The organism is Rhodoferax sp., assembly GCF_025354435.1.
In the GTDB taxonomy this organism is placed as follows: domain Bacteria; phylum Pseudomonadota; class Gammaproteobacteria; order Burkholderiales; family Burkholderiaceae_C; genus Rhodoferax_B.
In genome coordinates, this window is sequence record NZ_JANXMU010000073.1 from 106,665 (window position 1) to 131,041 (window position 24,377).

The following is a 24,377-nucleotide window of genomic DNA, read 5'->3' on the forward strand; positions in this document are numbered from 1 at the left end:
ACAACCCTGGCAAGGCCCCCCTATGAGACCCGACAAGATTCTGTACGTCGATGATGAACCGATGGCACTCAAATACTTTGAGCGTTTGATCAACCCCATGGCCCCGGTGCTTACCGCCTTGTCGGTGGAAGAAGGCAAGGCCGTGTTGCGCGCGCGTGGCGCAGAAATCGCCGTACTGATCTCCGACCAGCGCATGCCGGGTGCCCTGGGCAACGAGTTACTGCGCTACGCCCGCGACCACCATCCCCAAATGGTGCGCATGCTTACCACCGCCTACTCCGAGCTGGGCGAGGCCATCGAGGCCATCAATACCGGTGAAATCTACCGCTACGTCACCAAGCCCTGGGACCTGGAGCTGCTGCGCGCAGATATGCGCAACGCCTTGGAGCTGGCCGAAACCCGCTGCGAGCGTGACGACCTGCTGCGCGAAAAAATGGCCGTGCAGCGCCAGCAGCTGCTGGCCAGCCGCGTCTCGCAACTGGCCATCATCTGCGCGGGTTTTTTGCATGCCGACTACGCGCGCGGCTTGCAGGCCTACCTGCAGGCGGCCGAACTCAGTGGCTGCACGCTGCCGCCCATCGACTGGCGCAGCATGGACCACGCCGAGCTGATGCAGTACGAAGCCCAGCGCAGCGTGGCCATCGGCCAGGCCCTGGCAGGCTGGCAGCCGCGCTTTGCCGCCATTCACAGCGCCGCTGATGCCCTACAGGCGCTGGCCGATGCCTTGCCGGGCCAGGTCGAACTGCTGGACGGCACCGCCACCGTGGTCGACCGCAGCGCACTCACCTGGCTGCTGGATGCCGCCTCGCACGAACCCCCATCCCCCCCCTTGGTGGCGTGGCTGGCGTGGTTGTCGTACTGGGGCGGTAGCGTGCAATTGCGGGCCAACCCGGCGGGCCTGGAAGTGCATTTGCGGTCTGGTGGCGCACCCGCGGCGCTGCCGCCAGACTGGATGGCCGACGCGATCGAACGCATTAGCCACCTGGCTAAGGACGCGGAGTAAGGTGCTCCGTCAGCCGCCGCAGCACATGCTGCACCGTGGCTGCCCGCACGGCGGCCCGGTCGCCGGGGAAGTGCTGGCATTCCGCATGCACCTGTCCGGCCAGCGCACCACCGAACGCAAACCCCAGCCACACCGTGCCCACCGGCTTGTCGGCACTGCCGCCGCCGGGGCCTGCCACGCCGGTCACCGCCACCGCTACCTGGGCGTGCGAATGGGCCAGTGCCCCGGCCGCCATGGCACGCACTACGGCTTCGCTGACAGCACCGTGCTGCTCGATTAGTGTGGCATCCACCCCCAGCATCTCGGTTTTGGCGGCGTTGGAATAGGTCACAAAGCCGCGGTCAAACCAGGTGCTGGACCCGGCCAGGTCGGTACAGGCGGCGGCGATCATGCCACCGGTGCAGCTTTCGGCGGTGGCCAGGAATAAACCCCGTTTGAGCATCAAATCGGCCACTAGCGCAGGTAAGGTATGCATGAGCTGCTATCAAAAGTGTAGTTTTATAGAGAGCGCCACAGCGCGATCACCAGCAGCGTGCAAAACGCCGCCACCAGGTCGTCAAAAATGATCCCGAAGCCGCCGCGCGCGTTCAGCCCCTTGAACGCCTGGTCGGCCCAGGCCACTGGCCCCGGCTTGGCCGCATCAAAGTAGCGGAACAACCCAAACGCCACCACCTGGCCGAGCAGCCCGGTGGGCATCACCAGCCACAGCACCAGCCAGAACGCGATGATCTCGTCCCACACAATTGCCCCGGGGTCGGCCACATTCATGTGCCGTGCGCACACCGTACAGGCCCACCAGCCGATAAAGAACGAAGCCACCAATAGCCAAGCCATCTGCCCCTGCGTCAGCAGCGGCTGGATCACCAAAAACGCCAGCCAGGCCCACAGCGTGCCCGCCGTGCCGGGGGCCACCGGGCTTAGGCCCGAGCCGAAACCCAGGGCGATGAAGTGGGCCGGGTGCGACAGCAAAAACCGTACAGTCGGGCGGCGAATCGAGGGGCGGGGAGAAGGGGAGTCCATGCTAGCGATTATCGGCTCCGCGCACATAATCCCTGGATGAACACCCTGCACATTTCCAGCCAGTTCGATGCGGGCGCGATCACCGTGGTCAGCCTGGCCGACCCGCAAGACATCCAGCTCCAGATCCGCCCTGACAACGCCAGCGCCTTCGCCCAGTGGTTCTATTTCTGCCTGCAAGGCGCAGCAGGTGTGCCGGTAGTGCTACGCTTTTTGAACGCTGGCCAAAGCGCTTACCCCCCCGGCTGGGACGGCTACCAGATGGTCGCCAGCACCGATCGCCGCCGCTGGTTCCGCGTGCCTTGCACCTATGACGGCCAAGTCATGACCGTGCGCACCACGCCCACGGCCAACCGCATCTACTTCGCCTACTTCGAACCCTACTCGTACGAGCGCCACCTGGACCTGCTGGGCACCGCCTCCCTGTCCGACCTGGTGGACGTGCAGCACCTGGGCGCCACCCACCAGGGCCGCGACATCACCCTGCTGCACATCCGCGACGTGGCTGCCACCGGTACAAAAAAGAAGGTCTGGCTCATCGCCCGCCAGCACCCTGGCGAAACCATGGCCGAATGGTTTGCCGAAGGCTTCTTGCAGCGCCTGCTCGACCGCGACGACCCCACCAGCCGCAGCCTGCTGCAGCACTGCGAATTCTTCGTCGTGCCCAATATGAACCCTGACGGCGCGGCCCTGGGCAACCTGCGCACCAACGCCGTTGGCACCAACCTGAACCGCGAATGGCAAGAGCCCAGCGTCGAGAAGTCGCCCGAAGTTTTTCACGTACGCCAGAAGATGCAACAGGTGGGTTTGGACCTGTTTTTAGATGCACACGGCGACGAAAACCTGCCCTATAACTTCGTCGTCGGCACTGAAGCCACCCCCGGCTACAGCCCGCGCATCGAGGCTCTGCAAGATACTTTCAAAGCTGCCTGGCTCGCCGCCAGCCCGGATTTCCAGACGGCCATCGGTTACCCCCGCGCCGCGCCAGGGCAAGCCAATTTGAGTTTGGCGACCAACTGGGTGGGGCAGAACTTCAATTGCCTGGCCTTCACGATCGAAATGCCGTTCAAGGACAACGCGAATTTGCCGGATGCGCGTAGCGGGTGGAGCGGGGCTAGATCGAAAAAATTGGGAGCCAGCGTGCTGTCGGCGGTGCTAGCGGTCACTTCTGCATAAAAAGTGGCTCTAGCGCACGTCGTACCTGCGCTAGTAGCTATTAAAAATAGAGTAAACCGTGCAGAGGACTCCGCCCATGCCAACCCTAGAAACTGCTGGCGATCTCGGCCACCTCGGCCATTTGCAGCAATTCGTCAACACCTGGTCCATCCCCAACGACACCCGTGTGGTCACCGACGTGCTGCCGGGTTTGCTGGGCGATTCCGCTGCGTGGAATGCGCTCTTCCCCTTCGCTCTGGGTGCGCAAGACAGCCATGCCGCGATGCTGCGGCTGCGGGACGATTTGCGTGCCACCATTGCCGACCCCAGCTGCCTGCAAGGCACGCTCAATGCCTGGCTGCAGAAGGCTGCGCTGGGCATGGCAGTGAAAGTACAGGACGGGCTGCCGGTGCTGCACACCACCAACCCCCGCCACAGCGCGCAGGGCGCTATTTTGGTGATCGCCATGGAGGCCATCGGGCGCGGCGATTGGGTGCGTCTGAAATGCTGCGCCGATTGCCAGTGGTGCTTTTTTGACAGCTCCAAGAACCGCAGCAAGCGCTGGTGCGGCATGTCCAAGGGCGGGCCCGAGGGGCGCGCCTGCGGCACCATCGCCAAAGTACGCAGTTTCAGGGAGCGGCAGAAGGGCGCTTAGGCCGTGGCGGCTTCACTTGGTAGCGGGCCTGCTGTGTGGGCGTGCAAAACCAAGGTCAACACCACGCCCAGCGCCCCTACCGTGCCAAACACCAGCCAGGCCGTAGCCCGCGCGCCATCCACCACCAGCCAGCTCCCCACGTAGTAGCCCGCCGTACCGGCCACTGCGCCCGCCACACTCAGCACACCGAAGAACGTGCCCTGGCTGCCGTCGGGTGCCACGGTCGAGGTCAGGGTTTTCAGCGCGGGCAGGATGGTGGTTTCCACCACGGTGTAGCTCACCACAAACAGGTAAAACCACAGCAGGCTGTCGGTCAGCGCCACGCTGGCAAACAGCAGGGTGGCGGCGGCGTAGGCCAGCAGCAGCAACTGCCGGGGCGGCGTGTGCACCAGCCACTGCCGGGCCAGCACCATGAAGCCCACGCCGACGATGCCGTTGACCACGTAAATGGGGGCCGTGCTGCCGCTTTCCGACAGGTTCTTCAGGTAAATCGGAAACGCCACATACAGCTGGGGAAACAAGAAATACCAGGGCATCGCCGCGCACACCAGGAGCTGAAAGGGCCGGTGGGTCAGCGCGGTGCGCAGGCCGCACCAGTCGCCCGATGCCGGGGTGTGTGCGCTGTCCATCGCCGGTTGCCGCCAGGCCCGCAGCGACAGCATGCCAAACAGCACGACGCTGACCGCAAAGCAGGCCCGCACACTGAAAGCGCTGCCCACGGCCCCCAGGATGGGGCCGACGATGACCCCCAGGTTCAGCATCTGGTTGTTGGCGGCAAACACCGCCGACAGCCGCTCTGGCGGCTCGCGGCCCAACACCCCAAACAACGCCGACTCGTACACCGCCACCCCTGCGCCGCACAGGCATGCAGACAGCACCAGCAGCGCCGTGTCGCTTTGGCTGGCAAACCCGGCCAACCCCAAGCCCCGCAGGCACAGGCCCAGCACCAGAGCCGGTTTGGCGCCGTACCGGTCCACCAGCGGGCCTGCCAGCAGCGGCAGCGACTGGGCCCACAGCAGGTTGGCCCCCATCACCGTGGCCAACGCCGCAGGGCCCAGCCCCAGATCCCGGCTCAAAAACACCGCCAGTAGCGGCACGGTCATGAAGTGCGACGCGTTCATGCACAACTGCCCCCACAGCAAATGCCGGATGCGCGGGGGGAAGTGCGCCCACGTTCCGAGTATTTTCGCGTGCATGGGGGCTTTCTGGTTGTTGGTTTTAACTCGTTAAATTGTAACCTTCTAAATATTTTTGATGGTTACTTATTGGTGAAAAAGAGCTTCTCGAATTTCCCAGTGGAAGTGGGCACGGTTGAAGAGGATGCGCCGGCGTTTTGATGGCGGTGGTATGTATCAAGAGCGGCTTGCGTGCTTATTGCACCAGCACAGGCAATTTAATCTGCACGATGGCGTTGCGCCCGCACCGCACGCCAGCCCATCACGGCCAGGCCAACGCCCCCCAGCGCGACGCACAGCAGATGTAAATACCCCAGTGGAATGGTGTCCAGCAGGGCATTCGCCTGGCTGAATGGGGCAAGGGGCCGGATGTCCTCGTGCATCACACTATCGAACACGATGTGCGAATACGCGCCCAGTGCCGCTCCGGCTGCCACCTGGCGTGCTGACAGCGTTTGCCAGCCAAACAGGTTGGGCAGTCGGCGGCGGGATGCCAGCCATCGCAGGCACAGAAACAGCCCCACCGTAGCCCCGAAGATGCAACTGGCGCCCACATAGGTGTGCAAAAAAGCGTGTACGGGATAGCGGCCGTACCATAGGTTGTACGCAGACTCCAGGTCGATCAGTACATTGGCGGCGCAAAAGGCGATGAAGCTCACGCGCCTTGGGGCAGCAGCATGCACAGCGGCTCCGAGGCCGAAGTGAAACGGTGTGACGGGCATGGTATGGGTGTTCCGAGTGGCGTGGCGGAGACGGGATGCCTGACGAACCGTAGCAAAAAATGCACTTGTTTCAGCGGTAGGAGGCTTTGACTTCTTGTGCCACCAGGTCGCGCAGGCCTTGTTCGCTGATCTCCAGCAGGGGTTTGCCGTTGACGAAGAAGGAGGGGGTTTTGTCGACTTTCAGCGCCACCACGTCGGCCATGTCCTGGACCAGGACGGCGGCAATGGTGGGGCTTTGCATGTCGGTTCGGGCTTTCTCGGTATCCACGCCGATAGGTTGTAAAAAGGCCCAGACCATCTCCACTTGCGGATTGCCATGTACCGCCCATAAGGGTTGCGATTTAAAAACAGCGTCCAGGCTTTGCCAGTACAAGCTTTGGGCCTTGGTGGCCTCCAACATCTTGACCACGGTATCGGAGCCCGGGTGAAAAGCGGTGTAGCGCAGTACCAGGCGCACTGTGTCGGGGTTGTCGTCCAATACGGATTTGACGACCGGGTAAAACGCACGGCAGGCCTTGCAGGACGGGTCCATGAACTCCACGATGGTCACCTCGGCATCGCTGGGGCCGGTGCTGGGGGAGTGGAACTTCACCAACGAACCCGGATTTTGTACCAGTGCATCGGCGCTCTCTGCGGCCTGTTGGTGTTGGTGCAACCGCATGCCGGCCACAAACAGCACTGCCACCGCTACCGCACCGCCGATCAGGCCCATCACTTTCGCCATACAGGTCTCTTTTCTTCACTTAAAAACAAGCCCATCCACAGGGCGATAAATGCCAGCAGCGACACCAATGGAATCGTCACAAAGCCCCAAAGTTCCAGCTTCACCTCGGCACAGGACGGGCCTTTGCCGCAGGGCTGGATGCTTTGGGGGATGAAGCCTAGGTACAGCAGGCAGTGGTAAGCCGCCAGCACTGCGCCGATGAGAGCTAGCGGTTTGGCGTACTGCACCACGCCCGGGTCTTGGGCGTGCAGGCCGACCGCTAACACCACGACCAGGGCCACCATGGGAATGCGCTGGTACCAGCACAGCACGCAGGGCACGTAGTCCATCACCTCGCTCAAGAATAGGCTGCCTGCGGTGGACACCAGGGCCAGCATCCAGCAGGCGAAGAGCCACCGCCATTGGCGTGGGCTGGTGGCCGGGCATCATGCGCGGAACCGCACCAGCCGCAGGCCATTGGCGACCACCAGCAAACTGGCCCCCACGTCGGCAAACACGGCCATCCACATGGTTCCCGAGCCCATCAACGTGAGCACCAGAAACACCGCCTTGATGCCCAGGGCGAGAACGATGTTTTGCACCAGCAGCGTGTGGGTGGCGCGCGACAGGCGGATGAAGCGGGGGAGTTTGCGCAGGTCGTCGTCCATCAGGGCCACGTCGGCGGTCTCAATCGCGGTGCCGCTGCCCGCTGCGCCCATGGCGAAGCCGATGTCGGCGCGGGCCAGGGCGGGAGCGTCGTTGATGCCGTCGCCGACCATGCCCACGGCTCCATCGGGGCCGATCTTGCCCTCGATGAACTTCAGCTTGTCTTCGGGCAGCAGGTCGCCATGGGCCTCGGTGATGCCGACCTGGGTGGCAATCGCCTGGGCGGTGTGGGGGTTGTCTCCCGTGAGCATCACGGTCTGGATGCCTAGTGCGTGGAGTTCCTGGATGGCCTGGCGGCTGCTGTCTTTGACGGTATCGGCTACGGCGAACAGGGCGATGACCTGCTTGTCGTGGGCCAGCAGCACCACGGTTTTGCCCTGGGTTTCCAGGGCGGCCAGACGGGCCTCCAGCGCGTCGGAGCACAGGCCTTGCTCGTGGATGAGGCGGTGGTTGCCCAGCAGGTAGCGCTGGCCGTGGATGTCGCCTTGCGTGCCGCGGCCCGGCAGGGCTTCAAAGTTGGCCACCTCGCGCAGAGCGATGCCGTCGCGCTGCGCGGCATCGGCCACGGCGCGGGACACGGGGTGGTCGGAGCGGCTGGCCAAGCTGGCGGCCAGGCTGCGGGCCTCGGTGTCCGCACTGCCGTCCAGCACGGCAAAGTCGGTTTGCACGGGTTTGCCGTGGGTCAGGGTGCCGGTTTTGTCCAGCGCCAGCCAGCGCAGCTTGCGGCCCTGCTCCAGGAACACACCGCCTTTGACCAGCAGCCCCAGGCGTGCCGCTGCGGCCAGGCCACTGACGATGGTGACCGGGGTGGAAATCACCAGTGCGCAGGGGCAGGCAATCACCAGCAGCACCAGGGCCTTGTAGACCCAGGCAAACCAGTCGCCGCCTGCCAGCAGCGGCGGCAGCACGGCCACCAGCACGGCGAGTACGAAGACCACAGGGGTGTAGATCTTGGCAAACTGGTCCACAAAGCGCTGCGTGGGCGCGCGCGCACCCTGGGCGGCTTCCACAGCGTGGATGATGCGGGCCAGCGTGCTGTCGCCCGCCAACGCGCTCACCTGGTACTCGAACGAACCGGCGGCGTTGACCGTGCCCGCAAACACGCTGTCGCCCACGGTCTTTTCGACCGGCAGGCTTTCGCCGGTGATGGCGGCCTGGTCGATGGTGGAGCGGCCGCTGGTGATGCTGCCGTCCAGCGCCAGACGTTCGCCGGGCTGGATGCGCACGCGAGCCTGCAGGGGGACGGCTTTGGCCTCGACGGCCAGCCAGCTGCCATCGGCCTGCTGCACGGTGGCGCGCTCGGGGGCCAGTTGCAGCAGGCCCTGGATGGCGTTGCGGGCGCGGTCCAGCGACAGGGCCTCGATGCGCTCGGCCAGGGTGAACAGCACCATCACCATGGCCGCTTCGGGCCACTGGCCCAGCAGCAGCGCGCCGGTGACGGCAATGCTCATCAGCGCGTTGATGTTTAGGTTGCGGTTGCGCAGCGCGACCCAGCCTTTTTTGTAGGTGGTCAGGCCGCAGGTGGCGATGGCCATCAGGGCCAGCAGGGCGGGCACCCAGGAAGGCAGGGCGGCAAAGTGCGCGGCTTCGGACGCAACTGCGGCCACCCCGGCCAGAATCAGCGGCGACCAGGGTTTGGCGGGCTCCGGCGTGGGCGGCGTGCTGCCCTGGGCCAGTTCGGGCGTGTAGCCCAGCGAACGCACGGCGGCCAGGATGGGCTCGATCGCCTCAGGGGCGTGGGTGACGGTCAGCACGCGCTGCATCAGGTTAAATTCCAGCCTGGCCACTCCGGCCATGCCGCCCAGCTTGCCGCGCAGCAAGGCTTCTTCGGTAGGGCAATCCATTTGCAGGATGCGGATGGGGGTGAGCACATCGCCGCTGCTGCTGTTGGCCGGTGCGTGGAGCGGGGCCAGCACGGGCTCGGCGTGACTGCCGCAACAGGCTACATCGCTATGTTCTTGGCCATGCTCATGGCCATGGTCGTGCGAATGTTCGTGGTGGTGGGTATGGTCGGACATAGGGCTTTCTGGATGCAGGTTGTGCCCATTAAGCAACCTGAAGCTACTATAGAGTCAACTGCTATTTGGGGAAGACCTTATGAAGATTGGCGAATTGGCGCAGGTGGCCCAGTGCACGGTAGAGACGGTGCGCTACTACGAAAAAGAGGGTTTGCTGGCCGCGCCCGCGCGCACGGCGGGCAACTTCCGGGTGTACGGCCCGGCGCATGTGGAGCGACTGCGGCTGATCCGCAATTGCCGGGCGCTGGACATGAGCCATGCAGAAATCCATTCCCTGCTGGCGCTGGCCGATGGGCCCGCAGACGATTGCCGTGCGGTCAACGCGGTGTTTGACCAGCACATCGCCCATGTGGATGAGCGGATTCGGGAGCTGGCGCAGTTGAAGTTGCAGCTGGCCGCCCTGCGCGAGCGCTGCGGCTCGGAGCAGGCGGTGGATGCCTGCGGTATTTTGCAAGGCTTGGCGGCGATGGATCTAGCCGCCTCACCCGCGCGGCACACCCATTTAGGATAAGCATGAACGCCCTACACCGCGCAGCCCTGCCTGCCTTGGGCGCGGCCCTATTGTTCGGGGCCAGCACGCCGCTGGCCAAGCAGTTGGTGGGCGGGGGCTTGTCGCCGTTTTTGCTGGCGGGATTGCTGTACCTGGGCAGCGGTGGCGGGCTGCTTCTGCTGCGGCTGCTGCGCGACCGGGGCTGGCGGCCCGCAGACTTGCCACGCGCGGAATGGCCGTGGATGGCCGGTGCCATTGTGTTTGGCGGGGTGCTGGGGCCGCTGCTGTTGATGCTGGGGCTGGCGCACACCACGGCGGCGAGTGCGTCGCTGCTGCTGAATTTTGAGTCGGTGCTGACGGCGGTGTTGGCCTGGCTGGTGTTCCGCGAAAATGCCGACCGCCGCATCGTGCTGGGCATGCTGCTGATCGTGGCGGGCGGGGCCGTGCTGGCGTGGTCGGGCCGCAGCGCGGCGGTACTGGGATGGGGGCCGCTGGCGCTGCTGGGCGCCTGCCTGGCCTGGGCCATCGACACCAACCTGACCCGCAAAGTATCCGCCTCGGACGCGGTGTGGGTGGCCGGCTGCAAGGGGCTGGTGGCCGGAGCGGTCAACACCGGGCTGGGCTGGGCGCTGGGCGCGGCGTGGCCCAGCGGCGCAGTGCTGGCCTCGGCCCTGGGAATTGGCTTTGTGGGCTACGGGCTGAGCTTGGTGCTATTTGTGCTGGCCCTGCGCGGGTTGGGCGCGGCCCGCACCGGGGCGTATTTCTCGGTCGCACCGTTTGTGGGTGCGGCAATAGCGGTGCTAGTGTTTGGCGAGCCTACGACCGGGGCGTTTTGGATGGCTGCGGCCCTGATGGCGGCGGGCGTGTGGCTACACCTGACCGAGCACCACGCGCATGCGCACACCCATGTAGCGTTAGAGCATGCACACCGCCACAAGCACGACGGACACCACCAGCATGCGCACGACTTTGCGTGGGATGGCGTAGAGCCACACACCCATCCGCATCCGCATGTGCCGTTACAGCACAGCCACGCGCACTTTCCAGACATCCATCACCGCCATGGGCACTGAGCGCTTCGCGGTGTAGAAATTTATAGAAAAGTGCCTCTTGTGTATATTCAATATGCACAAGTAGCTACTAAAAAAGTAGCAGAATAAAAAAGGAGGCAAGCCTCCTTTTTGGTGGGTGTGCGCTTATTACCGGTTTGCCATTTCGTGGCGGTCGGCGGCGGCGAACAGGTCAGCGGCAAAGCCACGGTCGCTGTCGGCGTAGGCTTCGGCCATCTTGCGCACTTGTTCGGCTTCTTCAAACACTGTCAGGGCGCGGGGCTCGGCGGTTTTGAACAGCGTGGCAGACAGGGCGGCGACCAGGTGGCCAGCGGCGGTGAAAAGTTCTTGCAGAGCAGAACTGACAGGGGCATTGTTGGCGCGGGTCAGTTGCAGGGTATTGGTGGACATGGTGTTTACTCCTAGACATCGGGTTGACGTTGGAGTGAATTATAGGGTTAACCCTAGTCATGCGCCAGCACAATTTTAGGGTTAACCCTCTATTGTCTTTTCTGCCGGCGAATTTAGTGGTTATTCCAACACTGTCTGTCGTACCGCGTGCTCCCAGCGGGCCATCAACTCCGTAGCACGTTGTGTGCCCAGCGTGGGCAGAAAGCGCCGCTCGGCCCGCCACAGCGCGGCCAGTTCGTCGGTATTGCGGTACACGCCCACCGCCAGCCCGGCCAGGTAGGCGGCACCCAGGGCGGTGGTTTCGGTCACGGCGGGGCGGATCACCGGGATGCCCAGCAGATCGGCCTGGAATTGCATCAGCAGGTCGTTCACGCAGGCCCCGCCGTCCACCCGCAGCTCGGCTACGGGCATGCCCCCGGCCTGCACCGCGTCGCGGCCCATGGCCAGCAGTAGGGCGGCGGATTGATAAGCAATGCTCTCCAGTGCGGCGCGGGCAATATGGGCCAGCGTGGTGCCGCGGCTCAAGCCGGTGATGCTGCCGCGCGCCTCGGGCTTCCAGTAGGGCGCACCCAGGCCGGTGAAGGCGGGCACAAACATCACGCCGCCCGAGTCGGGCACGCTTTGGGCCAGGCTTTGCACTTCGCTGCTGCTGGGGATGGCCTTGAGCCCGTCGCGCAGCCACTGCACCACCGCGCCGCCCACGAATACGCTGCCTTCGATGGCGAATTCGGGCTGCGCCGACGGCTGGGCCGCACTGGTGGTGAGTAGGCCGTTATGCGAGGTCTGAAAGGTGCTGCCGGTGTGCATCAGCATGAAGCAGCCGGTGCCGTAGGTGTTCTTGGCCATGCCGGCCTTGAAGCAGGCCTGGCCGAACAGCGCGCTCTGCTGGTCGCCTGCCACACCGCCGATGGGGATGGCGTGGCCCAGCAGGGCCGGGCTGACTTCGCCGTAGAGTGCACTGCTGGGTTTGACGCTGGGCATCAGGCTGGCGGGGATGTCCAGCGCTGCCAGCAGCTCGGCATCCCACTGGTTGCTGTGCACATTGAACAGCATGGTGCGCGATGCGTTGCTGACATCGGTGGCGTGCACCCGGCCCTCGGTGAGCTGCCACATCAGCCAGCTGTCGATGGTGCCAAACGCCAGCTCGCCGCGCTCGGCCTGGGCGCGAGCCTGGGGCACTTGGTCCAGCAGCCATTTGAGCTTGGTGCCCGAGAAGTAGGCATCCACCAGCAGCCCGGTTTTGCGCTGGATCACATCGGCCATGCCATCGGCGCGCAGTTGCACGCAGGTGGGCTCGGCGCGCCGGTCTTGCCAGACGATGGCGTGGTGGATGGGTTGGCCGGTAGCGCGGTTCCACACCACGGTGGTTTCGCGCTGGTTGGTGATGCCGATGGCGCGGATGTCTTTGGCCGCCAGCCCGGCCTGGGCCAGAGCGGCACGGGCGGTGGTGAGCTGGGTGCGCCAGATCTCCATGGGGTCGTGTTCCACCCAACCGGGCTGCGGAAAGATTTGCGGTAGTTCGAGCTGCGACTGGCTGACGATGTGGCCGTCGGCGTGGAAGACGATGCTCCGCGAGCTAGAGGTGCCTTGGTCAAGGGCGAGGATGTAGGTCATGGTAGATCTAGTGGCTTGCAATATGGTTACGTACCTGGGCATCACGCAGCAGGGCGGGGAAGGGGTCGGGTACCGGGCCGTCGGTGAACAGGCGGTCAATTTGCGACAGGCGGGCCACTTCAACCATGGCGGGGCGGTTGAACTTGCTGCTGTCGGCCGCCACCCAGACCTCGCGGGCCTGCCGGATGATGGCCTGCGACACCTTGACTTCACGGTAGTCAAAGTCGCGCAGCGTGCCGTCGGTTTCTATGGCCGAAATGCCAATCAGCGCAATATCCACCTTGAATTGGCATATGAAATCGATAGCAGCCTCGCCGACCACGCCGCGGTCTCGGCCGCGCACCACGCCGCCAGCAATGATGACTTCGCATTCCGGGTTGGCGCTGAGGATCGTGGCCACGTTCAGGTTGTTGGTGATGACGCGCAGGCCCTTGTGCTGCATCAGAGCCTTGGCAATGGCCTCGGTGGTGGTGCCGATGTTGAGGATCAGCGAGCAGCCATTGGGTACCTCGGCCGCCACCGCGCGGGCGATGCGGGCCTTGCCGTCGGCGTGCAGGTTTTCGCGTTGCGGGTGGGCAATGTTTTCGATGGTCGAGCTGGGTACGCGCACGCCGCCGTGAAAACGGGTGAGCAGGCCGTCGTCGGCCATGCGCTGCACGTCGCGGCGCACGGTTTGCAGGGTCACACCCAGCGTATCAGCTAGTTGGTCCACGGTGACGGAGCCTTGGCCTTGCACGGCTTGCAGCAGCAGTAGTTGTCTTGGGTTGGGGTTCACAAATGTTTGTTTTTTCGTAAATGTCGTAGTGGCGACTTTAAAACGAAAGACAAAGAACTTATTAAGGGTAAATCCTAGGAAAAAAGAAACGCAAACGAACAATAATTATCAAATTCGAAGATTTGGGTAAATTTAAGTAAAGAAACTCGATGCAGTTAAGCTTGAAAAATGTCAGCAAAAAGGTGGGGGCGCAAACGTGGCTGTACGAGATGGGTATTGCCCCCCAACCTGGCGCGGTCACCGTGCTGCTGGGTGCCACCCAGGCGGGTAAAACCAGCCTGATGCGCATCATGGCGGGCTTGGATGTGCCGACCCATGGCCGGGTCAAGGTGGACAGCGTGGACGTAACTGGCCAGTCGGTGCGCGAGCGCAATGTGGCCATGGTCTACCAGCAGTTCATCAACTACCCATCACTCAAGGTGCGCGACAACATTGCCTCGCCACTCAAGCTGCGCGGTGAAAAAAACATGGACCAGCGCGTTCGTGCCCTGGCCGAAAAGCTGCACATTGAGATGTTTCTGGACCGCTATCCGGCAGAGCTGTCAGGCGGACAACAGCAGCGCGTGGCCCTGGCCCGTGCGCTGGCCAAAGCCGCGCCACTGATGCTGCTGGACGAGCCGCTGGTCAACCTGGATTACAAGCTGCGCGAGGAACTGCGCGACGAGCTGAGTTCGCTGTTTGCTGCCGGGGAATCCACCGTGGTCTACGCCACCACCGAGCCGGGCGAAGCCTTGCTGCTGGGCGGCTACACCGCGGTAATGGATGCCGGTGAGTTGTTGCAGTACGGCCCTACCGCCGAGGTGTTTCACCAGCCCAAGTCGCTGCGTGTGGCCCGGGCATTCAGCGACCCGCCGATGAACCTGATTGCCGCACACACCGCCTCGGGTGGGGTGCAGTTACAGGCTGGCCCGCTGCTGGCGCTGGCTTTGCTGCCGACCACCCCGGGAGGCCTGTTGACCGTGGGTTTGCGCGCCAGTGCGCTGCGGGTGCACGCCCGTCCTGGCGACGTGGCGTTGACCGGGCATGTCGAGCTGGCCGAGATATCGGGCTCCGACACCTTTGTGCACGTCTCCACGCCTATCGGTGAGCTGGTGGCACAGCTCACGGGCGTGCATTATTTTGATTTGGGCACGGCTTTGACTTTGTACTTCCATGCCACCCAGGCCTACGTGTTTGATGCCCAGGGCGCTTTGCTGCTGGCCCCTGTACGCCACGTGAAAGTAGGGGGACCCATCTAATGGCCCGCATTGAATTGGATCTGGCGCACGCTTACCGCGCCAACCCCACGCAAGACAGCGACTACGCGCTGCTGCCACTGAAGATGACATTCAACGACGGTGGTGCCTATGCCTTGCTGGGCCCATCGGGCTGTGGCAAAACCACGATGCTGAACATCATGTCCGGCCTGCTGGCCCCGTCGCAAGGGACGGTTTTATTTGATGGCAAAGATGTGACCCGCGCCTCCCCGCAAGAGCGCAATATTGCCCAGGTGTTCCAGTTTCCGGTGGTCTACGACACCATGACGGTGGCCGAAAACCTGGCTTTCCCGCTGCGCAACCGCAAAGTGCCGCAGGCGCAGATCGACAAGCGTGTGGGCGAGATTGCCGAGATGCTGGAGATGAGCGGCCAGTTAAACCAGCGCGCGGCAAATTTGGCGGCCGATGCCAAGCAGAAAATTTCGCTCGGCCGTGGCCTGGTGCGGCCAGACGTATCGGCCGTGCTGTTTGACGAGCCGCTGACCGTCATTGATCCGCACCTGAAATGGCAGCTGCGCCGCAAGCTCAAGCAGATCCACCGTGAACTCAAGCTCACACTGATCTACGTAACGCACGACCAGGTGGAGGCGCTGACCTTTGCCGAGCAGGTGGTGGTGATGACGCGCGGCCGTGCTGTGCAAGTGGGCTCTGCCGATGCGCTGTTCGAGCGGCCCGGCCACACGTTTGTCGGCAACTTCATTGGCTCGCCCGGCATGAACTTTTTACCCGCCCAGGCTGCCTCGGGCCATTTGCGGGTGGCGGGCGCGCAATGGGTACTGCCTCGCGCTTTGCCCGATGGGGCGCTCAAATTGGGTGTCCGGCCCGAATACGTCATGTTGGCACAGCCCGCCGCCCCTGGCGCGCTGCTGTGCACCGTATCCAAGATCCAGGACGTGGGCACCCACGTGATGTTGACGGCCACCGTGGATGGCCAGGCGCTCAAAGCCCGGCTCAGCCCAGAAGTCCAACTGCCCGCCGTGGGCGAAGTTGTCTGGCTGCAGGTACTCGGTGAGCACACCTGCTTCTACCAAAATGAGGAAATCGTCGCATGAGCACTACCACCAAACCGGTGAACCAGAAGGCCTGGTTCTTGATACTGCCGGTGCTGATCTGTGTGGCGTTTTCCGCCATCATTCCGTTGATGACCGTGGTGAACTATTCGGTGCAAGACATCATCTCGCCCGAGCGCCGCGTGTTCGTGGGCACCGAGTGGTTTGTGGCCGTGATGCGCGACGAAGAGCTGCATGCCGCGCTGTTGCGCCAACTGACGTTCTCGCTGTCGGTACTGGCGGTGGAACTGCCACTGGGTGTTTTGCTGGCCTTGGCGATGCCTGCCGATGGCTGGAAGGCTTCGGTGGTGCTGGTGATTGTCTCGCTGTCGCTATTGATCCCCTGGAACGTGGTGGGCACCATTTGGCAGATTTTTGGCCGCTCGGACATTGGGCTGCTGGGCGCGACGCTGCTGTGGCTGGGTATCGACTACAGCTACACCGGCAATGCCGCCCATGCCTGGTTGACGGTACTGATAATGGATGTGTGGCACTGGACGCCGCTGGTGGCCTTGCTGGGCTATGCGGGCTTGCGCTCTATCCCCGATGCGTACTACCAGGCCGCGCGGATTGACGGAGCCAGCAAGTTTGCCGTGTTCCGCTACATCCAACTGCCCAAGATGCGTGGCGTATTGATGATTGGCGTGCTGTTGCGCTTCATGGACAGCTTCATGATCTATACCGAGCCGTTTGTGCTGACGGGCGGTGGGCCGGGCAATGCGACCACCTTCTTGTCGCAGTTTCTGACGCAGAAAGCCGTGGGCCAGTTTGACCTGGGCCCGGCCGCAGCGTTTTCACTGATCTACTTTTTGATCATCCTGCTGCTGTGCTTTATTTTGTACAACTGGATGCAGCGCGTCGGCACCCAAGAAAAAGAAGGCGGCCATGAATAAGCCCAAGTTTCAAAAGCGGACGATCTTTCTGTTCGCCTACATCCTCTTCGCGCTGCTGCCCATCTACTGGATGGTCAACATGTCGTTCAAGACCAACCAGGAGATTGTGGCCAGCTTCTCGCTGTTTCCCCAGCACTTCACCTGGGACAACTACCACACCATTCTGACCGATCCATCCTGGTACTCGGGCTACATCAACAGCCTGATCTACGTCAGCATGAACATGGTGATCACACTCACCGTGTCGCTGCCTGCAGCCTATGCGTTCTCGCGCTACAGCTTTCTGGGCGACAAGCATGTGTTCTTTTGGCTGTTGACCAACCGCATGACCCCGCCTGCGGTGTTCTTGCTGCCGTTCTTCCAGCTCTACACCACGGTGGGCCTGATGGACACGCACCTGGCGGTGGCGCTGGCGCATTTGCTGTTCAGCGTGCCGTTGGCGGTGTGGATTCTGGAGGGCTTCATGAGCGGCATTCCGCGCGAGATCGACGAGACGGCGTACATCGACGGCTATACCTTTCCGCGCTTTTTCCTCACCATCTTCCTGCCGTTGATCAAAGCTGGTGTGGGCGTGGCGGCGTTCTTCTGCTTCATGTTCAGCTGGGTCGAATTGCTGCTGGCCCGCACCCTGACCAGCGTGAACGCCAAGCCCATCGTGTCCACCATGACGCGCACCGTGTCGGCATCCGGCATGGACTGGGCGACGTTGGCCGCCGCGGGGGTATTGACCATCGTTCCAGGTGCCATCGTGATCTGGTTTGTGCGGAACTACATCGCAAAAGGTTTTGCGATGGGCCGTGTGTGATCCGACCAACAGGAGATTTGTATGTTTGAGTGGATGGCGTGGACCTTGCCGGTCGCAGTATTTTTTATCTGTATCGCTTTAATGCTGGCGGGTATGACCGTGTGGGAGATCAAGTCGCCCACCACCTTGCGGCGCGGCTTTTTGCCAATGGAAACCACCCGTGGTGACCGCCTGTTCATTGGCTTGCTGAGCGCGGCCTATGTGAATCTGGCTTTTGTGGGCCTGAGCGGTAAGTTTGCCGAGTGGTTCCAACTGGACGGAGATCCGTCGATCTGGATCAGCTTTGTGGTGTCCATGGCGGTTTTGGCGCTGGTCATGCGCAAGGGTTAAACAAGAAGTTTCCAGGATTCGGCTTTTATTTCCCCCAGAGCCGAGCAAGCCTTTTGTCGAAATGGGGGTACACCAATGAGGAGACGAGACATGAAGATGCGTTATTCCATACTGGCCATTGCAGCGGCTTGCGCGCTGACCGGCCACGCTTTTGCCGATGAGGCGGCGGCCAAAAAGTGGATCGACAGCGAGTTCCAGCCTTCGACCTTGAGCAAGGACAAGCAAGCGGCTGAAATGAAGTGGTTCATTGAAGCCGCCAAGAAGCTGCAAGCCAAGGGCGTGAAGGAGATTTCGGTGGTGTCCGAGACCCTGACGACCCATGAGTACGAGTCGAAAACCTTGGCCAAGGCGTTTGAAGAAATCACCGGCATCAAGGTCAAACACGACGTGATCCAAGAGGGCGACGTGGTCGAAAAACTGCAGACCTCGATGCAGTCGGGCAAGTCGATTTACGACGGCTGGATTTCGGATTCGGACCTGATCGGCACACACTACCGCTACGGCAAGATTCTGGCGTTGTCCGACTACATGACCGGCACCGGCAAAGAGTTCACCAATCCAGACCTGGATTTGAAGGACTTCATCGGCACCAGCTTCACCACTGCGCCCGACAAGAAGATGTACCAACTGCCAGACCAGCAGTTTGCCAACCTGTACTGGTTCCGTGCCGACCTGTTCGCGCGCCAGGACCTGAAAGACAAGTTCAAAGGCAAGTACGGCTACGACCTGGGTGTGCCACTGAACTGGAGCGCTTACGAAGACATCGCAGCGTTTTTCAGTGAAGACGTGAAGACCATCGACGGCAAGCCTATCTATGGCCACATGGACTACGGCAAAAAAGACCCGTCCCTGGGTTGGCGTTTCACCGATGCCTGGCTGTCCATGGCCGGTGCGGCCGACGTAGGCATTCCCAACGGCATGCCGATCGATGAGTGGGGCATCAAGGTGGCCGACGACAAGTGCACACCGGTGGGCGCATCGGTTTCGCGCGGCGGTGCCACCAATTCGCCCGCGGCCGTGTATGCCTTGACCAAGTACATCGACTGGATGAAGAAGTTCGCGCCCAAGGAGGCCATGGGTATGACCTTCGGTGAGTCTGGCCCGGTGCCTGCGCAAGGCCAGATTGCCCAGCAAATCTTCTGGTACACCGCGTTTACCGCCGATATGGTCAAGCCCGGTCTGCCCGTGGTGAACGCCGACGGCACACCCAAATGGCGCATGGCCCCCGGCCCGAATGGCCCGTACTGGAAGCCCGGCATGCAAAACGGCTACCAGGACGTGGGTTCGTGGACCTTCTTCAAGGACCACGATGCCAACAAAGTGGCGGCTGCCTGGCTGTACGCCCAGTTTGTGACCAGCAAGACCGTATCGTTGAAGAAGTCCATCACCGGCCTGACCTTCATCCGCGACAGCGATATCCGCGCCGACTACTTCACACAAAACGCCAATAAATATGGTGGTTTGATTGAGTTCTACCGCAGCCCGGCGCGCGTGGCCTGGACTCCCACCGGGACCAATGTGCCTGACTACCCCAAGCTGGCGCAGCTGTGGTGGAAGAATGTGGCCGAGGCTGTAACGGGCGAGAAGACGCCGCAAAAAGCCATGGACAACCTGGCCGACGAGATGGACAACGTGATGTCCCGCCTCGAACGTGCGGGTATGGCCCATTGCGCCCCCAAGCTAACCCCCAAGGGCGATCCGAACAAGTACCTGAGCGATGCCCATGCCCCATGGAAGAAGCTGGCGAACGAAAAACCCAAGGGCGAAACCATTGCCTACGACACGCTGCTGAACGCATGGAAGAATGGCAAGGTCCGTTAACGTGCAAGCACTTTCATGCCTTGGGATGCTTTGCACCCAGTGCATGCAGTGGAAAGCGTTAACACAGATGCCATAAGCTTTATGCGTCTCGCCGCGTGGACTCTGTACACGCGGCTTTTTTTTGAGCCCGGCATGCTTCGCGCTTGGTGGGTTTGTTTGATTGGTGAAATTTAGGTTATGACACTCGCATCTCCACCCCTGGCTACCTTGCGTTCTGCATTGATGGCGCAATTGACCGCCCCCGCCCGCTTTGATGTGGTGGTGATTGGTGGTGGGGCCACTGGCCTGGGCGTGGCGCTGGATGCCGCTGCGCGGGGCTTCAGCGTGGCTCTGGTCGAGTCACACGACTTTGCCAAAGGCACCTCGTCGCGGGCGACCAAGCTGGTGCACGGCGGCGTACGCTATCTGGCCCAGGGCAACATCGCCTTGGTGCGCGAGGCGCTGCACGAGCGCACCACGCTGCTGCACAACGCGCCGCATCTGGCCCAGCCGCTGGCCTTTGTGATGCCCTCGTACAAGTTACTGGATACGCCGTTTTACGGCATTGGTTTGAAGATGTACGATGCCTTGGCAGGCAAGGCTGGCTTGGGCCCCACAGAATTTTTAGGGCGCAATAAAACCCTGCAGTACTTGCCTACCGTCCAGGCCCAGGGCCTCAAGGGCGGCGTAAAGTACTGGGATGGTCAATTTGACGATGCGCGGTTGGCCCTGGTGCTGGCCCGCACGGCCGCCGCCCACGGTGCGGTGGTGGTCAATTACTGCGCCGCCACCGGTTTGCTGCATGAAGACGGCAAAGTTGCCGGTGTGCACTGCGAAGACCGTGAAACCGGTGCCAAGATCACACTGCGGGCGGGCTGCGTAGTGAACGCCACCGGTGTCTGGGTCGATGCATTCCGCCAGCAAGACGGTGAAGCTACGGGCCGGGTGGCCAAACCCATGGTGGCCCCCAGCCAGGGCGTACACATCGTGGTGGACCGTGAATTTCTACCCGGCGACCACGCCATGCTGGTACCCAAAACGGCCGATGGCCGTGTGCTGTTCGCCGTGCCTTGGCTAGGCAAAGTCATTCTGGGCACCACCGACACGCCGCGCGAAGACCTGGCTCGCGAGCCGCGGCCTTTCAAGGAAGAAGTGGAGTTCATCCTGAGTGAGTCCGCCCGCTATCTCAGCCGCGCCCCTACGCGTGCCGATGTGAAAAGCGTCTGGGTCGGCCTGCGTCCGCTGGTCAAGCCACAGGATGACGATGGCGGTAACACCAAAGGTATCAGCCGCGAGCACACGGTATTGGTCAGTAAAAGCGGCCTCGTCACCGTGACCGGCGGCAAGTGGACTACCTACCGCGCCATGGCCGAGGACGTGCTGGACAAATGTTTTGACGCGCATCTGCTGCAACCGCGCAAGCCTGGCACAACTTCCACTTTGCGCTTGGTGGGGGCCGGTGTGGCCGTAGATGCCCAGCGCCCCAAAATCAGTGACGCGCCCGGTCTGCATGCCTACGGCACAGAGCAGCCCATCGTCCAGACCTTACCCGGTGGAGATCGTTGGCTGGGCGGTGGGGTCACCGAGGGCATGGTACGTTTTGCGGCGCGTTTTGAATACGCCCGTACCGTGGAAGATGTGCTGGCTCGGCGCAGTCGCTTGCTCTTCCTCGACGCACGGTTGGCCGCCACGTTGGCCCCGGCGGTAGCCGCAATCCTGCAAGAAGAAACCGGTGTCGATCCTCAAACCGATGCATTTGTTGCTTTGGCGCAACTCTATGTGACCCTGCCCGCGTGAAGCCCCTGGCGCAATGGCCGCTGGCGGCGCGGCGTGGCCTGGTGGGCGTACTGACCGACATCGACGACACCCTGACGACCGATGGAGCCATCACCGCCGATGCACTGCAGGCCTTGGCGGACCTGAAGGCAGCGGGTTTAGTCGTGATTGCCATCACCGGCCGCCCTGTGGCTTGGAGCGAGCCCTTTGCGTGTACCTGGCCGGTCGATGCGATCGTGGCAGAAAATGGTGCTGTTGCGCTTCAAAATTTAAGCCAAATCGGCCTCCAGCATAGGTGCTGTCTGCACGAACAGCTATCAAAACTGTATATCCAGGATGCCGCTACGCGTCGCACCAACTTTGCACGCATGCAGCAAGTTGCGCAGCGGGTACTGGCTGAAGTGCCCGGGGCCCAGTTGTCAGAGGACTCCCTAGGGCGTGAAACCGACATCGCCATCGACCACAGCGAATTTACCCAACTGCCATCCGACAAGATCGCCCAGGTCGTGGCAATTTTGCAATCTGAGGGCATGCACGCCACGATCAGCTCCATCCATATCAATGGCTGGTATGGCGGGCATGACAAATGGGTGGGGGCATGCTGGATCGTCAAGACCTTGCTGGGGCGCGACATGGCCGCAGAGCGCGATCTCTGGGCCTACGTGGGCGACTCCACCAACGACCAACGTATGTTTGACGCCTTGCCAAACAGTATCGGTGTCGCCAATGTGCGCAGATTTGAATCGCAGATGGCTTGCAAACCCCGTTACATCACCTTCAAGGAGCGGGGTGCGGGCTTTGCAGAGGTGGCTTTTGCCGTGTTGGCCGCGCGCTGATGGCGCTCATTGGTGGTTTTTCTTGGCAGGGTGTTGACGTGTTGTCAAATACTCTGCATAATCGAAGGCTTCGCTCCTAAAAAGCGATGCTTCTGCCCAAAGGAAGCGCTATGAGTGGTTTGTAGCGTGGACGACGGGCCCAAGACTGATCAGGCGAGCTGGTGATAAACCGGTTCAACTGATGCAAGTTGGGAAAACATAGACATGATCCAAACTGAATCCCGGTTAGATGTTGCCGACAATACTGGCGCGAAATCCGTTCTCTGCATCAAGGTGCTGGGCGGGTCCAAGCGTCGCTATGCAAGCGTTGGCGACGTCATCAAAGTGAGCATTAAAGAAGCCGCTCCACGTGGTCGCGTCAAAAAAGGCGAGATCTATAGTGCAGTGGTGGTGCGCACGGCCAAAGGCATTCGTCGTGCAGACGGTTCGCTGGTCAAATTCGACGGCAACGCAGCAGTGTTGCTCAACGCAAAGCTGGAGCCCATTGGCACCCGCATCTTTGGACCCGTGACGCGTGAATTGCGTACCGAAAAGTTCATGAAGATCGTGTCCCTGGCTCCTGAAGTTCTGTAAGGACGCAACATGAACAAAATTCGCAAAGGCGACCAAGTCGTTGTGCTCACCGGCCGCGACAAAGGCAAGCGCGGCACTGTGGCGCTGCGTAAAGATGACTCGTACCTGTTGGTCGATGGCATCAATATGGTCAAGAAGCACGCTAAACCGAATCCCATGAAGGGCGAGGCAGGCGGCATTATTGAAAAGAATATGCCCATTCACCAGTCCAACGTAGCCATCTTTAATGCGGCTACCGGCAAGGCTGATCGTGTTGGAATCAAGTTGCTGGCAGATGGCAAGCGCACACGCGTTTACAAGTCTAGCGGCGAAGAAATCAAGGTTGCATGAGCATGGCACGTCTACAACAACTCTATCGCGACAAGGTTGCTCCTGATCTGATGGCCAAGTTTGGCTACACCTCGCCGATGCAAGTTCCTCGCTTTACCAAGATCACCCTGAATATGGGTGTGAGCGAAGCGGTATCCGACAAGAAGGTCATTGACAACGCAGTTGCCGACTTGACCAAGATTGCCGGCCAGCGCCCAGTCGTGACCAAGGCTAAGAAGGCTATTGCGGGTTTCAAAATCCGTGAAGGCCAGGCCATCGGTTGCATGGTGACTTTGCGCGGCGTGCAGATGTTTGAGTTCCTGGATCGTTTCGTCACCGTGGCTCTGCCCCGTGTACGTGACTTCCGTGGTATCTCTGGTCGTGCTTTTGATGGCCGTGGTAATTACAACATCGGCGTGAAAGAGCAGATCATTTTTCCTGAAATCGAGTACGACAAGGTTGATGCCTTGCGCGGTCTCAATATCAGCATCACGACAACGGCCAAGAATGACGAAGAGTGCAAAGCACTGCTCGCCGGGTTCCGTTTTCCGTTCAAGAACTGAGGTGACGTGTGGCTAAACAAGCTCTGATTCAGCGTGAACTCAAGCGTGACCAATTGGTTGCCAAGTACGCAGCAAAACACGCAGAGTTGAAAGCAATTTCGACCGATGCCAAGAAGACCGACGACGAGCGTGCTGCGGCGCGCTTGGCTTTGCAAAAGCTTCCACGCAATGCAAACCCGACGCGCCAACGTAACCGTTGCGCCATCACGGGTCGTCCTCGTGGAACATTCCGTCAGTTTGGTCTGGCTCGCGCAAAAATTCGCGAACTGGCTTTTGCTGGCGATATCCCCGGTATGGTCAAGGCCAGCTGGTAAGTAAGGCAGGAGAACCTAAACATGAGTATGAGTGATCCCATCGCCGACTTGCTGACTCGCATCCGCAACGCGCAAATGGTGGCCAAAACGACTGTATCGATTCCTTCATCCAAAGTGAAGGTCGCGATTGCCCAAGTCTTGAAAGACGAGGGCTACATTGACGGCTTCCAGGTGAAAACCGAAGCTGGCAAAAGCGAACTAGAAATTACCTTGAAATATTACGCCGGTCGCCCTGTGATCGAACGTATTGAGCGCGTTAGCCGTCCCGGCTTACGTGTTTATAAAGGCCACGGCGCCATTCCTCAAGTCATGAATGGCTTGGGTGTGGCAATTGTTACCACTCCGCAAGGCGTGATGACGGACCGCAAAGCCCGCGCAACCGGTATCGGTGGCGAAGTCTTGTGCTACGTCGCTTAAGCA

Annotated in this window: 27 protein-coding genes and 1 pseudogene; 18 read left to right on the plus strand and 10 right to left on the minus strand. The window is 61.6% G+C overall.

Annotated elements, in window-relative coordinates; genetic code table 11:
- The first annotated feature begins 22 nt into the window (after positions 1–22).
- Positions 23–1,003, plus strand: a complete 981-nt coding sequence (locus Q0T48_RS18400; protein WP_295959319.1) for a response regulator — start codon at positions 23–25, stop codon at positions 1,001–1,003.
- On the opposite strand, the gene Q0T48_RS18405 is transcribed toward Q0T48_RS18400, so the two are convergent.
- Positions 987–1,478 carry a CinA family protein gene (locus Q0T48_RS18405; RefSeq protein ID WP_295959322.1) on the minus strand — a complete coding sequence of 164 codons (492 nt, stop codon included), beginning with the start codon at positions 1,476–1,478 and terminating at the stop codon, positions 987–989. The two genes, Q0T48_RS18400 and Q0T48_RS18405, sit on opposite strands and share 17 nt — an antisense overlap.
- Positions 1,479–1,501: 23 nt before the next feature.
- On the minus strand, positions 1,502–2,023 hold the full coding sequence (locus tag Q0T48_RS18410; protein WP_295959324.1) for a phosphatidylglycerophosphatase A: 522 nt from the start codon (positions 2,021–2,023) through the stop codon (positions 1,502–1,504).
- A 36-nt stretch (positions 2,024–2,059) separates the two neighbouring features.
- On the opposite strand from Q0T48_RS18410, the gene Q0T48_RS18415 reads away from it, so the two are divergent.
- Positions 2,060–3,196, plus strand: a complete 1,137-nt coding sequence (locus Q0T48_RS18415) for a M14-type cytosolic carboxypeptidase (RefSeq protein ID WP_295959327.1) — start codon at positions 2,060–2,062, stop codon at positions 3,194–3,196.
- Between the two features lie 76 nt (positions 3,197–3,272).
- On the plus strand, positions 3,273–3,830 hold the full coding sequence (locus Q0T48_RS18420; RefSeq protein ID WP_295959330.1) for a CGNR zinc finger domain-containing protein: 558 nt from the start codon (positions 3,273–3,275) through the stop codon (positions 3,828–3,830).
- On the opposite strand, the gene Q0T48_RS18425 is transcribed toward Q0T48_RS18420, so the two are convergent.
- The 5 genes and pseudogenes from Q0T48_RS18425 to Q0T48_RS18445 form a co-directional block, all read right to left on the minus strand.
- Positions 3,827–5,026, minus strand: coding sequence for an MFS transporter (locus tag Q0T48_RS18425; protein WP_295959333.1), 1,200 nt, complete (start codon positions 5,024–5,026; stop codon positions 3,827–3,829). The two genes, Q0T48_RS18420 and Q0T48_RS18425, sit on opposite strands and share 4 nt — an antisense overlap.
- A gap of 197 nt (positions 5,027–5,223) precedes the next feature.
- Complete coding sequence (locus tag Q0T48_RS18430) at positions 5,224–5,688, minus strand: hypothetical protein (RefSeq protein ID WP_295959336.1); 465 nt, start codon at positions 5,686–5,688, stop codon at positions 5,224–5,226.
- Positions 5,689–5,797: 109 nt separating this feature from the next.
- Positions 5,798–6,451: a thioredoxin domain-containing protein gene (locus Q0T48_RS18435; protein WP_295959339.1), complete on the minus strand. Its 654-nt coding sequence runs from the start codon at positions 6,449–6,451 to the stop codon at positions 5,798–5,800.
- Positions 6,439–6,846, minus strand: a pseudogene (locus Q0T48_RS18440) (disulfide bond formation protein B); the annotation flags it as partial. The gene Q0T48_RS18435 and the pseudogene Q0T48_RS18440, both read right to left, overlap by 13 nt.
- Positions 6,847–6,876: 30 nt before the next feature.
- Positions 6,877–9,114, minus strand: coding sequence for a heavy metal translocating P-type ATPase (locus Q0T48_RS18445; RefSeq protein WP_295959341.1), 2,238 nt, complete (start codon positions 9,112–9,114; stop codon positions 6,877–6,879).
- Positions 9,115–9,193: 79 nt separating this feature from the next.
- Between Q0T48_RS18445 and cadR the strand changes: the two genes are divergently transcribed.
- On the plus strand, positions 9,194–9,625 hold the full coding sequence (gene cadR, locus Q0T48_RS18450; RefSeq protein ID WP_295959343.1) for a Cd(II)/Pb(II)-responsive transcriptional regulator: 432 nt from the start codon (positions 9,194–9,196) through the stop codon (positions 9,623–9,625).
- Between the two features lie 2 nt (positions 9,626–9,627).
- Positions 9,628–10,677, plus strand: coding sequence for a DMT family transporter (locus Q0T48_RS18455; protein ID WP_295959346.1), 1,050 nt, complete (start codon positions 9,628–9,630; stop codon positions 10,675–10,677).
- A gap of 126 nt (positions 10,678–10,803) precedes the next feature.
- Here the strand turns inward: Q0T48_RS18455 and Q0T48_RS18460 are convergent, their stop codons facing one another.
- The 3 genes from Q0T48_RS18460 to Q0T48_RS18470 form a co-directional block, all read right to left on the minus strand.
- Positions 10,804–11,064: a hypothetical protein gene (locus Q0T48_RS18460; RefSeq protein WP_295959348.1), complete on the minus strand. Its 261-nt coding sequence runs from the start codon at positions 11,062–11,064 to the stop codon at positions 10,804–10,806.
- 120 nt (positions 11,065–11,184) lie between these two features.
- A complete protein-coding gene (gene glpK / locus Q0T48_RS18465; RefSeq protein WP_295959351.1) occupies positions 11,185–12,678 on the minus strand; it encodes a glycerol kinase GlpK in 1,494 nt (497 codons plus the stop codon).
- A 7-nt stretch (positions 12,679–12,685) separates the two neighbouring features.
- Positions 12,686–13,453: a DeoR/GlpR family DNA-binding transcription regulator gene (locus Q0T48_RS18470; RefSeq protein WP_295959355.1), complete on the minus strand. Its 768-nt coding sequence runs from the start codon at positions 13,451–13,453 to the stop codon at positions 12,686–12,688.
- A gap of 149 nt (positions 13,454–13,602) precedes the next feature.
- Between Q0T48_RS18470 and Q0T48_RS18475 the strand changes: the two genes are divergently transcribed.
- The 13 genes from Q0T48_RS18475 to rpsH all read left to right on the plus strand — a co-directional run bounded on the left by Q0T48_RS18475 (position 13,603) and on the right by rpsH (position 24,374).
- Positions 13,603–14,691, plus strand: coding sequence for an ABC transporter ATP-binding protein (locus Q0T48_RS18475; protein WP_295959357.1), 1,089 nt, complete (start codon positions 13,603–13,605; stop codon positions 14,689–14,691).
- Positions 14,691–15,761, plus strand: coding sequence for an ABC transporter ATP-binding protein (locus Q0T48_RS18480; RefSeq protein ID WP_295959360.1), 1,071 nt, complete (start codon positions 14,691–14,693; stop codon positions 15,759–15,761). Before Q0T48_RS18475 ends, Q0T48_RS18480 begins: the two co-directional genes overlap by 1 nt.
- Positions 15,758–16,651, plus strand: coding sequence for a sugar ABC transporter permease (locus Q0T48_RS18485; RefSeq protein WP_295959362.1), 894 nt, complete (start codon positions 15,758–15,760; stop codon positions 16,649–16,651). The genes Q0T48_RS18480 and Q0T48_RS18485 overlap by 4 nt, the downstream gene beginning before the upstream one ends.
- A complete protein-coding gene (locus tag Q0T48_RS18490) occupies positions 16,644–17,456 on the plus strand; it encodes a carbohydrate ABC transporter permease (RefSeq protein WP_295959366.1) in 813 nt (270 codons plus the stop codon). Before Q0T48_RS18485 ends, Q0T48_RS18490 begins: the two co-directional genes overlap by 8 nt.
- A 21-nt stretch (positions 17,457–17,477) precedes the next feature.
- The gene (locus Q0T48_RS18495; protein ID WP_295959368.1) at positions 17,478–17,786 is read left to right on the plus strand and encodes a DUF2160 domain-containing protein; all 309 of its coding nucleotides are present in this window, start codon (positions 17,478–17,480) and stop codon (positions 17,784–17,786) included.
- Between the two features lie 90 nt (positions 17,787–17,876).
- Positions 17,877–19,607 carry an ABC transporter substrate-binding protein gene (locus tag Q0T48_RS18500; protein ID WP_295959371.1) on the plus strand — a complete coding sequence of 577 codons (1,731 nt, stop codon included), beginning with the start codon at positions 17,877–17,879 and terminating at the stop codon, positions 19,605–19,607.
- A gap of 177 nt (positions 19,608–19,784) precedes the next feature.
- Positions 19,785–21,383 carry a glycerol-3-phosphate dehydrogenase/oxidase gene (locus Q0T48_RS18505; protein WP_295959375.1) on the plus strand — a complete coding sequence of 533 codons (1,599 nt, stop codon included), beginning with the start codon at positions 19,785–19,787 and terminating at the stop codon, positions 21,381–21,383.
- Positions 21,380–22,198, plus strand: coding sequence for an HAD-IIB family hydrolase (locus Q0T48_RS18510; protein WP_295959377.1), 819 nt, complete (start codon positions 21,380–21,382; stop codon positions 22,196–22,198). The genes Q0T48_RS18505 and Q0T48_RS18510 overlap by 4 nt, the downstream gene beginning before the upstream one ends.
- Positions 22,199–22,402: 204 nt before the next feature.
- The gene (rplN, locus tag Q0T48_RS18515) at positions 22,403–22,771 is read left to right on the plus strand and encodes a 50S ribosomal protein L14 (RefSeq protein ID WP_068674584.1); all 369 of its coding nucleotides are present in this window, start codon (positions 22,403–22,405) and stop codon (positions 22,769–22,771) included.
- A 9-nt stretch (positions 22,772–22,780) separates the two neighbouring features.
- Positions 22,781–23,101: a 50S ribosomal protein L24 gene (rplX, locus tag Q0T48_RS18520; protein WP_295959393.1), complete on the plus strand. Its 321-nt coding sequence runs from the start codon at positions 22,781–22,783 to the stop codon at positions 23,099–23,101.
- 2 nt (positions 23,102–23,103) lie between these two features.
- The gene (gene rplE, locus Q0T48_RS18525) at positions 23,104–23,643 is read left to right on the plus strand and encodes a 50S ribosomal protein L5 (RefSeq protein WP_295959396.1); all 540 of its coding nucleotides are present in this window, start codon (positions 23,104–23,106) and stop codon (positions 23,641–23,643) included.
- An 8-nt stretch (positions 23,644–23,651) separates the two neighbouring features.
- Positions 23,652–23,957, plus strand: coding sequence for a 30S ribosomal protein S14 (gene rpsN / locus Q0T48_RS18530; protein ID WP_295959399.1), 306 nt, complete (start codon positions 23,652–23,654; stop codon positions 23,955–23,957).
- Between the two features lie 21 nt (positions 23,958–23,978).
- Positions 23,979–24,374 (plus strand): 30S ribosomal protein S8, encoded by a 396-nt coding sequence (gene rpsH, locus Q0T48_RS18535; protein WP_295959402.1) that lies wholly within the window; start codon positions 23,979–23,981, stop codon positions 24,372–24,374.
- Positions 24,375–24,377: the final 3 nt, after the last annotated feature.

Coding starts and splice junctions, on each gene's coding strand:
- Q0T48_RS18500 (WP_295959371.1), top strand. CDS start 17,877: ATGAAGATGCGTTATTCCATACTGGCCATTGCAGCGGCTTGCGCGCTG.
- Q0T48_RS18460 (WP_295959348.1), bottom strand. CDS start 11,064: ATGTCCACCAATACCCTGCAACTGACCCGCGCCAACAATGCCCCTGTC.
- Q0T48_RS18475 (WP_295959357.1), top strand. CDS start 13,603: ATGCAGTTAAGCTTGAAAAATGTCAGCAAAAAGGTGGGGGCGCAAACG.
- rplX (WP_295959393.1), top strand. CDS start 22,781: ATGAACAAAATTCGCAAAGGCGACCAAGTCGTTGTGCTCACCGGCCGC.
- Q0T48_RS18415 (WP_295959327.1), top strand. CDS start 2,060: ATGAACACCCTGCACATTTCCAGCCAGTTCGATGCGGGCGCGATCACC.
- Q0T48_RS18420 (WP_295959330.1), top strand. CDS start 3,273: ATGCCAACCCTAGAAACTGCTGGCGATCTCGGCCACCTCGGCCATTTG.
- Q0T48_RS18410 (WP_295959324.1), bottom strand. CDS start 2,023: ATGGACTCCCCTTCTCCCCGCCCCTCGATTCGCCGCCCGACTGTACGG.
- Q0T48_RS18435 (WP_295959339.1), bottom strand. CDS start 6,451: ATGGCGAAAGTGATGGGCCTGATCGGCGGTGCGGTAGCGGTGGCAGTG.
- rpsH (WP_295959402.1), top strand. CDS start 23,979: ATGAGTATGAGTGATCCCATCGCCGACTTGCTGACTCGCATCCGCAAC.
- cadR (WP_295959343.1), top strand. CDS start 9,194: ATGAAGATTGGCGAATTGGCGCAGGTGGCCCAGTGCACGGTAGAGACG.
- glpK (WP_295959351.1), bottom strand. CDS start 12,678: ATGACCTACATCCTCGCCCTTGACCAAGGCACCTCTAGCTCGCGGAGC.
- rplN (WP_068674584.1), top strand. CDS start 22,403: ATGATCCAAACTGAATCCCGGTTAGATGTTGCCGACAATACTGGCGCG.
- Q0T48_RS18495 (WP_295959368.1), top strand. CDS start 17,478: ATGTTTGAGTGGATGGCGTGGACCTTGCCGGTCGCAGTATTTTTTATC.
- Q0T48_RS18400 (WP_295959319.1), top strand. CDS start 23: ATGAGACCCGACAAGATTCTGTACGTCGATGATGAACCGATGGCACTC.
- Q0T48_RS18485 (WP_295959362.1), top strand. CDS start 15,758: ATGAGCACTACCACCAAACCGGTGAACCAGAAGGCCTGGTTCTTGATA.
- rplE (WP_295959396.1), top strand. CDS start 23,104: ATGGCACGTCTACAACAACTCTATCGCGACAAGGTTGCTCCTGATCTG.
- Q0T48_RS18405 (WP_295959322.1), bottom strand. CDS start 1,478: ATGCATACCTTACCTGCGCTAGTGGCCGATTTGATGCTCAAACGGGGT.
- Q0T48_RS18425 (WP_295959333.1), bottom strand. CDS start 5,026: ATGCACGCGAAAATACTCGGAACGTGGGCGCACTTCCCCCCGCGCATC.
- Q0T48_RS18505 (WP_295959375.1), top strand. CDS start 19,785: ATGACACTCGCATCTCCACCCCTGGCTACCTTGCGTTCTGCATTGATG.
- Q0T48_RS18490 (WP_295959366.1), top strand. CDS start 16,644: ATGAATAAGCCCAAGTTTCAAAAGCGGACGATCTTTCTGTTCGCCTAC.
- Q0T48_RS18445 (WP_295959341.1), bottom strand. CDS start 9,114: ATGTCCGACCATACCCACCACCACGAACATTCGCACGACCATGGCCAT.
- Q0T48_RS18480 (WP_295959360.1), top strand. CDS start 14,691: ATGGCCCGCATTGAATTGGATCTGGCGCACGCTTACCGCGCCAACCCC.
- Q0T48_RS18455 (WP_295959346.1), top strand. CDS start 9,628: ATGAACGCCCTACACCGCGCAGCCCTGCCTGCCTTGGGCGCGGCCCTA.